Here is a 5,504-nt window from a genome sequence, read left to right on the forward strand (position 1 = left end):
GCGGCAGTTTACGCGCTAACGCAGGCAATCGGTATCGCGTTGCACGCCCTATCAGGCTGGCACGACCGCCGGACCATAGCCATCGAGGAATTCGGGCGGCAGGCGTTTGGCTTTGCCGCTGGACAGTTCGATACACACAAACGTGGTGTTAGCCCGCAGCAACGTCAGCCCGTCGCGCGGCCTGATCAACTGGAACTGACGCGTCATGCGCAAGCGTTTGTCGCAATCGATGATCCACGTCGCCAGTTGCAACTCGTCACCTTCATAGGCGCTGGCCAGGTAATCGATTTCATGCCTGGCCACGGCCATGGCGCGGTCAAGACGACGGTATTCAGTGAGGTCCAGCCCGAGGCGCTGAGAGTGACGCCAGGCGCATCGTTCCAGCCAGACAACATAGGCAGCGTTATTGGCATGGCCAAAACCGTCGATGTCTTCAGCCTGCACCTGCAGATCAATGATGAACGGCGTTGCCAAATCCCAGCTCATGCCCAGCCTCCACGCTTAAATAAAGGGCGCAGTGTAACGCAGCAGGTCTGTTTAAGGTGGGGAGCGGCACAGGGCCAAACGAGGGTGATGGCGAGGATGACAAAAGCTTCAGACAAACAAAAGGGCCATTCAATAATTGAATGACCCTTAAAAATCCCGCAGAGCGGGTAATCGTGGCGTCCCCTAGGGGACTCGAACCCCTGTTACCGCCGTGAAAGGGCGGTGTCCTAGGCCACTAGACGAAGGGGACACAAACCCTTCTAACAGTGATCAGGCATTTGCCTGATCGATTCAACGCCAGTGTGGCCCGACGTTGAACTGTAAATTGGTGGAGCTAAACGGGATCGAACCGTTGACCTCTTGCATGCCATGCAAGCGCTCTCCCAGCTGAGCTATAGCCCCGATTTATCGCCTGGCGGCGGAGCAACACCGAAGTGCTGCTTCTGTAAAACTGGCGTCCCCTAGGGGACTCGAACCCCTGTTACCGCCGTGAAAGGGCGGTGTCCTAGGCCACTAGACGAAGGGGACACAAACCTTCTAACAATGATCAGCGCTGAGAGCTGATCGATTCAATGCCGGTGTGGCCAAGCATTGAACTGTAAATTTGGTGGAGCTAAACGGGATCGAACCGTTGACCTCTTGCATGCCATGCAAGCGCTCTCCCAGCTGAGCTATAGCCCCAAACAGTCAGTGTTGCGTGTTGCTGTGTGGACGGGGCGCATATTAAGACTGGATCGGTAGGCTGTCAAACTTATTTTCAAAGTTTTTTAAAAAAAATGGTCGAGAGAACAACCACTTACCCTTACCACCCCGTAAATACGGGCCCCGCATACAAAACGTGCCGTCGCTGCCAAAGGCCTAAAAGGGCCGCGCAGCGGTCCTGACCCCAGCCTGCGGCAGCGACGGCACCTCAAAACCGATCAACCGATTGCGTTGAACAGCTTTTCCCACTCTTTGTTTTCTTTCTTCGAGACACCGCCCAGCAGCTCCAGCGCCTGACGCAAGCGGAAACGCGTCAGGTCCGGGCCCAGAATCTCCATGGCGTCCAGCACCGACACCGAGCTGGCCTGCCCCGTGATCGACGCAAACATCAGCGGCATCGCATCGCGCAGCTTCAGCTCAAGGGCATCCACCACCGTTTGTATGCAACCGGTGATGGCGTCTTTTTCCCACTGACGCAGGCTTTCGAGCTTCCACAGGATCAGTTGCATCAGTTGACGCACTTGATCGCCGGACAACTTTTTGTGCTCAAACAGCTTGGCATCCAGTTGCAAGCCTCCCGAGAAGAAGAACCCGGCCAGCGGCGCGATCTGACTGAACGTCTCGACCCGCCCTTGTACCAGCGGCGCGATCTTCATCATGTACTCGGGGTTCAGCGCCCATTGCTGGACACGGCTGGCAAATTCATCCAGCGGCAAGTCACGCAACCATTGGCCATTGAGCCAGGAGAGTTTTTCAATATCGAAAATCGGACCGCCCAGCGAGACACGGGACAGGTCAAAGTTGTCGACCATCTCTTGCAGCGAGAACTTCTCGCGCTCGTCAGGCATCGACCAACCCATGCGACCCAAGTAGTTGAGCATCGCTTCGGGCATGAAGCCCATGCGCTCGTAGAACGTGACCGAGGTCGGGTTCTTGCGCTTGGACAGCTTGCTCTTGTCCGGGTTACGCAGCAGTGGCATGTAGCACAACTGCGGTTGTTCCCAGCCAAAGTACTCGTAGAGCAGGATCAGTTTCGGCGCCGACGGCAGCCATTCTTCACCGCGCAATACGTGGGTAATGCCCATCAAATGATCGTCGACCACGTTGGCCAGGAAGTACGTCGGCAGGCCGTCGGTCTTCATCAGCACTTGCATGTCCATGCGGTCCCACGGGATCTCGACGTCGCCACGCAGCAGGTCTGGCACCACGCACACGCCTTCGGTCGGCACTTTCATGCGGATCACGTGCGGCTCGCCAGCGGCCAGGCGCCGGGCCACTTCTTCCTTGGACAGCAACAGCGCGCGACCGTCGTAGCGCGGGGTCTCGCCCTTGGCCATTTGCTCGGCGCGCATCTGGTCCAGCTCTTCTGCGGTGCAGAAACAAGGGAACGCATGCCCCATGTCGACCAGTTGCTGGGTGTACTGCTTATAAATATCGCTGCGCTCGCTCTGACGATACGGGCCATGCGGGCCGCCAACGTCGGGGCCTTCGCTCCAGGTGATGCCGAGCCAGCGCAGGGCATCGTAAATCTGCTGTTCGGACTCACGGGTCGAACGCAATTGGTCGGTGTCTTCGATCCGCAGGATGAACTCGCCGCCATGCTGCTTGGCGAAGCAGTAGTTGAACAAAGCGATGTAAGCGGTGCCGACGTGGGGGTCGCCGGTAGGCGATGGCGCAATGCGCGTGCGAACGGTGGTCATGGGCGGTCTCGAAGTGGAGATAAAACAAAGGGCCGAATGGTAACAGGCCGACCCCGCTTGGCTCCAGCTCAGGACTGACCGTCGAGACAGATCGCTGCCCCCGTGACTGTAAAAACAGCAATAGCCCGGCTGTATCGACCCTATCGGCGGAAAAAACCCCACGACCGATGTAACCTCACACCCATAGCCCCTGCCCGCCTCCCGCACAAAAACAACCGGAGCCTGCACTTGACATTCAGCCTGCCGAAAATCCCCACTGCGCCCTTCTGCCCGCCTGAAGTCAGCGGCAGCGTAGCGGTGGACCCCCGCGCACCGTTCTGGAAGCGCGCCTTGCGTTTTGCCGGGCCGGGCCTGCTGATCAGTATTGGCTACATGGACCCCGGCAACTGGGCCACCGCCATCGAAGCCGGGTCGCGCTACGGCTATAACCTGTTATTCGTCGTGTTGCTGGCCAGCCTCGCGGGCATGGCGGTGCAATGCCTGTGCTCGCGACTCGGCATCGCAACCGGCCGCGATCTGGCGCAACTGTGCCGCCAGCGCTACAGCACGCGTTCAGCCAGGGTGCAGTGGCTGCTGGCCGAAGTCTCGATCATTGCCACCGACCTCGCCGAAGTCCTTGGCTGCGCCCTGGCGTTCCACTTGTTGCTGGGCTGCTCGCTGACCTTCGGCATCGCGCTGACGGCCTTCGACACCCTGCTGATCCTGGCCCTTCAAGGCAAAGGCTTCCGTCGGCTGGAAGCCATCATGCTGGTGCTGGTGATGACGATTGGCGTGTGCTTTTTTGTCGAGCTGGTGCTGATCAAACCCTATTGGCCTGACGTCTTCGACGGATTCAAACCGTCCCTTTCGGCGATCAGCGAAGCGGCGCCGCTGTACCTGGCCATCGGCATCCTCGGCGCCACCGTGATGCCGCACAACCTGTACTTGCACAGCTCCGTGGTGCAAACCCGGCGGGTGGGCAACGACTACGCCAGCAAGCTCGACGCCGTGCGGCTGGCGCGGATCGACACCATCGGCTCGCTGGCGCTGGCGCTGATGGTCAACGGCGCGATCCTGATTCTGGCGGCGGCCGCGTTTCACACAACCGGCCACACCGACGTGGTGCAAATCCAGGACGCCTACCGCCTGCTCGACCCGCTGGTGGGTGGCGCGATGGCCAGCGTGCTGTTTGGCGTGGCGCTGCTGGCCTCCGGGCAAAGCTCGACGTTCACCGGCACCATCGCCGGTCAAGTCATCATGGAAGGCTACCTCGACCTGCGCATCCCGTGCTGGCAGCGGCGCCTGATTACCCGCGGGCTGGCCTTGATCCCGGCATTTGCGGGCGTTTGGTTGATGGGCGACAACGCCGTCGGCAAGCTGTTGATCCTCAGTCAGGTGGTGCTCAGCCTGCAATTGCCGTTTGCGCTCTACCCCCTGATCCGCATGACCAGCGACGTCAAACTGATGGGCCCCTTCGTCAACCGCCTGCCGACGCGCTTGCTGGCGTGGTTTCTGTTCGCGGTCATCAGCGGGGCCAATATCTGGTTGATTGCGCAACTCAGCGTGGGTGACTGAGGGCGCGCCCTCACCCGGCCAGCCGCTCATCCAGCCAGCCCGCCACCCGCTCATGAATCCCGGCCACTTCTTCGAGCAAGCCGCTCATGCGCATGAAGTCATGGGTCATCCCCGGTTCTTCCCACCTCACCACCTCATTACCCGCCTGTTCCAGTTTGACGGCATAGGCCAGTCCCTCGTCATGCAACGGATCAAACCCGGCCAGGTACACCAACGCAGGGGCCACGCCGCTGACATCCGGGGCCAGTAACGGTGACAGACGCCAATCCTGCACATCCGCCGTGGTTCGGGTGTAGTGCCCGTAGAACCAGTCCATGGTGGCGGTTTCGAGCAGATACCCATGGGCGAAACGCTGGTGGGATTCACGTTTGCAACTGCCGTCGGTGACCGGGTACAGCAACACCTGCGCGCGCGGCACGATGGCCACCTCCTGCGGGTCGCGCACCGCCAGAATCGCGAGCACCGTGCTCAATGTGCCGCCCGCACTGTCACCGGCAAACGCCACGCGGGTAGCGTCCAGCCCATGACGGGCGCCCTCGCGCAGCAACCAGTTCACTGCGTCGCAGGCATCTTGCACCGCCGTGGGGAATACCCACTCCGGGGCCAGCCGGTAATCCACGGCCAGCACGGCGAATTGCCCGGCATGGGCCAACCGGCGACACAGCCCGTCGTGGCTGTCCAGACTGCCAATCACATAACCGCCGCCGTGGAAGTAGACCACCACCGGCAGCGGTTGTGGCGTTAGCTGCGGGGCGCGATACAGGCGCGCTGGCAAGCTGAAACCATCCCGGGCCGGGAGGCGCAGGTCGTAACTGTCGACGCCCGACAACGGCTCGTCCAGCACCCCGGCACTCATTTCAAACTCCAGCCGGGCCTGTGCCGGGCTCAGGTCATGCAGGGCCTGGCTTTTGCCGGTCATACGGCTGAACTCGGCCAGTTCCAAAAAGGCTTCCAGCTCCGGTACTACTGACATACGTGTGTCCTTGCAAATAGCCTTCGGCACGGGTTGCCGAAGGCGGTGATGGTTAGCGCTGAACCTCAACGCACCTGCATAAGGTGCCG

The 5,504-nt window shown here is 60.7% G+C and carries 4 protein-coding genes and 4 tRNA genes; 1 reads left to right on the forward strand and 7 read right to left on the reverse strand.

The annotated features are described in order from the left end of the window. Positions 1-51: 51 nt before the first annotated feature. The 6 genes from BKD70_RS16500 to gltX form a co-directional block, all read right to left on the reverse strand. A complete protein-coding gene (locus BKD70_RS16500; RefSeq protein ID WP_047275038.1) occupies positions 52-486 on the reverse strand; it encodes a thioesterase family protein in 435 nt (144 codons plus the stop codon). A gap of 174 nt (positions 487-660) precedes the next feature. Then, positions 661-736: transfer RNA gene (locus BKD70_RS16505), tRNA-Glu, on the reverse strand. Between the two features lie 76 nt (positions 737-812). Continuing rightward, positions 813-888 (reverse strand) — tRNA-Ala (locus BKD70_RS16510). Between the two features lie 50 nt (positions 889-938). Then, positions 939-1,014, reverse strand: a tRNA-Glu gene (locus tag BKD70_RS16515). 77 nt (positions 1,015-1,091) lie between these two features. Continuing rightward, a tRNA-Ala gene (locus tag BKD70_RS16520) sits at positions 1,092-1,167 on the reverse strand. A gap of 239 nt (positions 1,168-1,406) precedes the next feature. Further along, positions 1,407-2,888 carry a glutamate--tRNA ligase gene (gene gltX, locus BKD70_RS16525; RefSeq protein WP_047275040.1) on the reverse strand — a complete coding sequence of 494 codons (1,482 nt, stop codon included), beginning with the start codon at positions 2,886-2,888 and terminating at the stop codon, positions 1,407-1,409. A 228-nt stretch (positions 2,889-3,116) separates the two neighbouring features. Here gltX and BKD70_RS16530 point away from each other — a divergent pair, with 228 nt between their 5' ends. Next, complete coding sequence (locus BKD70_RS16530) at positions 3,117-4,442, forward strand: Nramp family divalent metal transporter (protein ID WP_047275042.1); 1,326 nt, start codon at positions 3,117-3,119, stop codon at positions 4,440-4,442. Positions 4,443-4,452: 10 nt separating this feature from the next. Here BKD70_RS16530 and BKD70_RS16535 read toward each other — a convergent pair whose 3' ends face one another. After that, positions 4,453-5,415, reverse strand: a complete 963-nt coding sequence (locus BKD70_RS16535; RefSeq protein WP_047275044.1) for an alpha/beta hydrolase fold domain-containing protein — start codon at positions 5,413-5,415, stop codon at positions 4,453-4,455. Positions 5,416-5,504: the final 89 nt, after the last annotated feature.

This window comes from Pseudomonas sp. BS-2016 (assembly GCF_001806145.1).
In the GTDB taxonomy this organism is placed as follows: domain Bacteria; phylum Pseudomonadota; class Gammaproteobacteria; order Pseudomonadales; family Pseudomonadaceae; genus Aquipseudomonas; species Aquipseudomonas lundensis.

Coding starts and splice junctions, on each gene's coding strand:
- BKD70_RS16500 (WP_047275038.1), bottom strand. CDS start 486: ATGAGCTGGGATTTGGCAACGCCGTTCATCATTGATCTGCAGGTGCAG.
- gltX (WP_047275040.1), bottom strand. CDS start 2,888: ATGACCACCGTTCGCACGCGCATTGCGCCATCGCCTACCGGCGACCCC.
- BKD70_RS16535 (WP_047275044.1), bottom strand. CDS start 5,415: ATGTCAGTAGTACCGGAGCTGGAAGCCTTTTTGGAACTGGCCGAGTTC.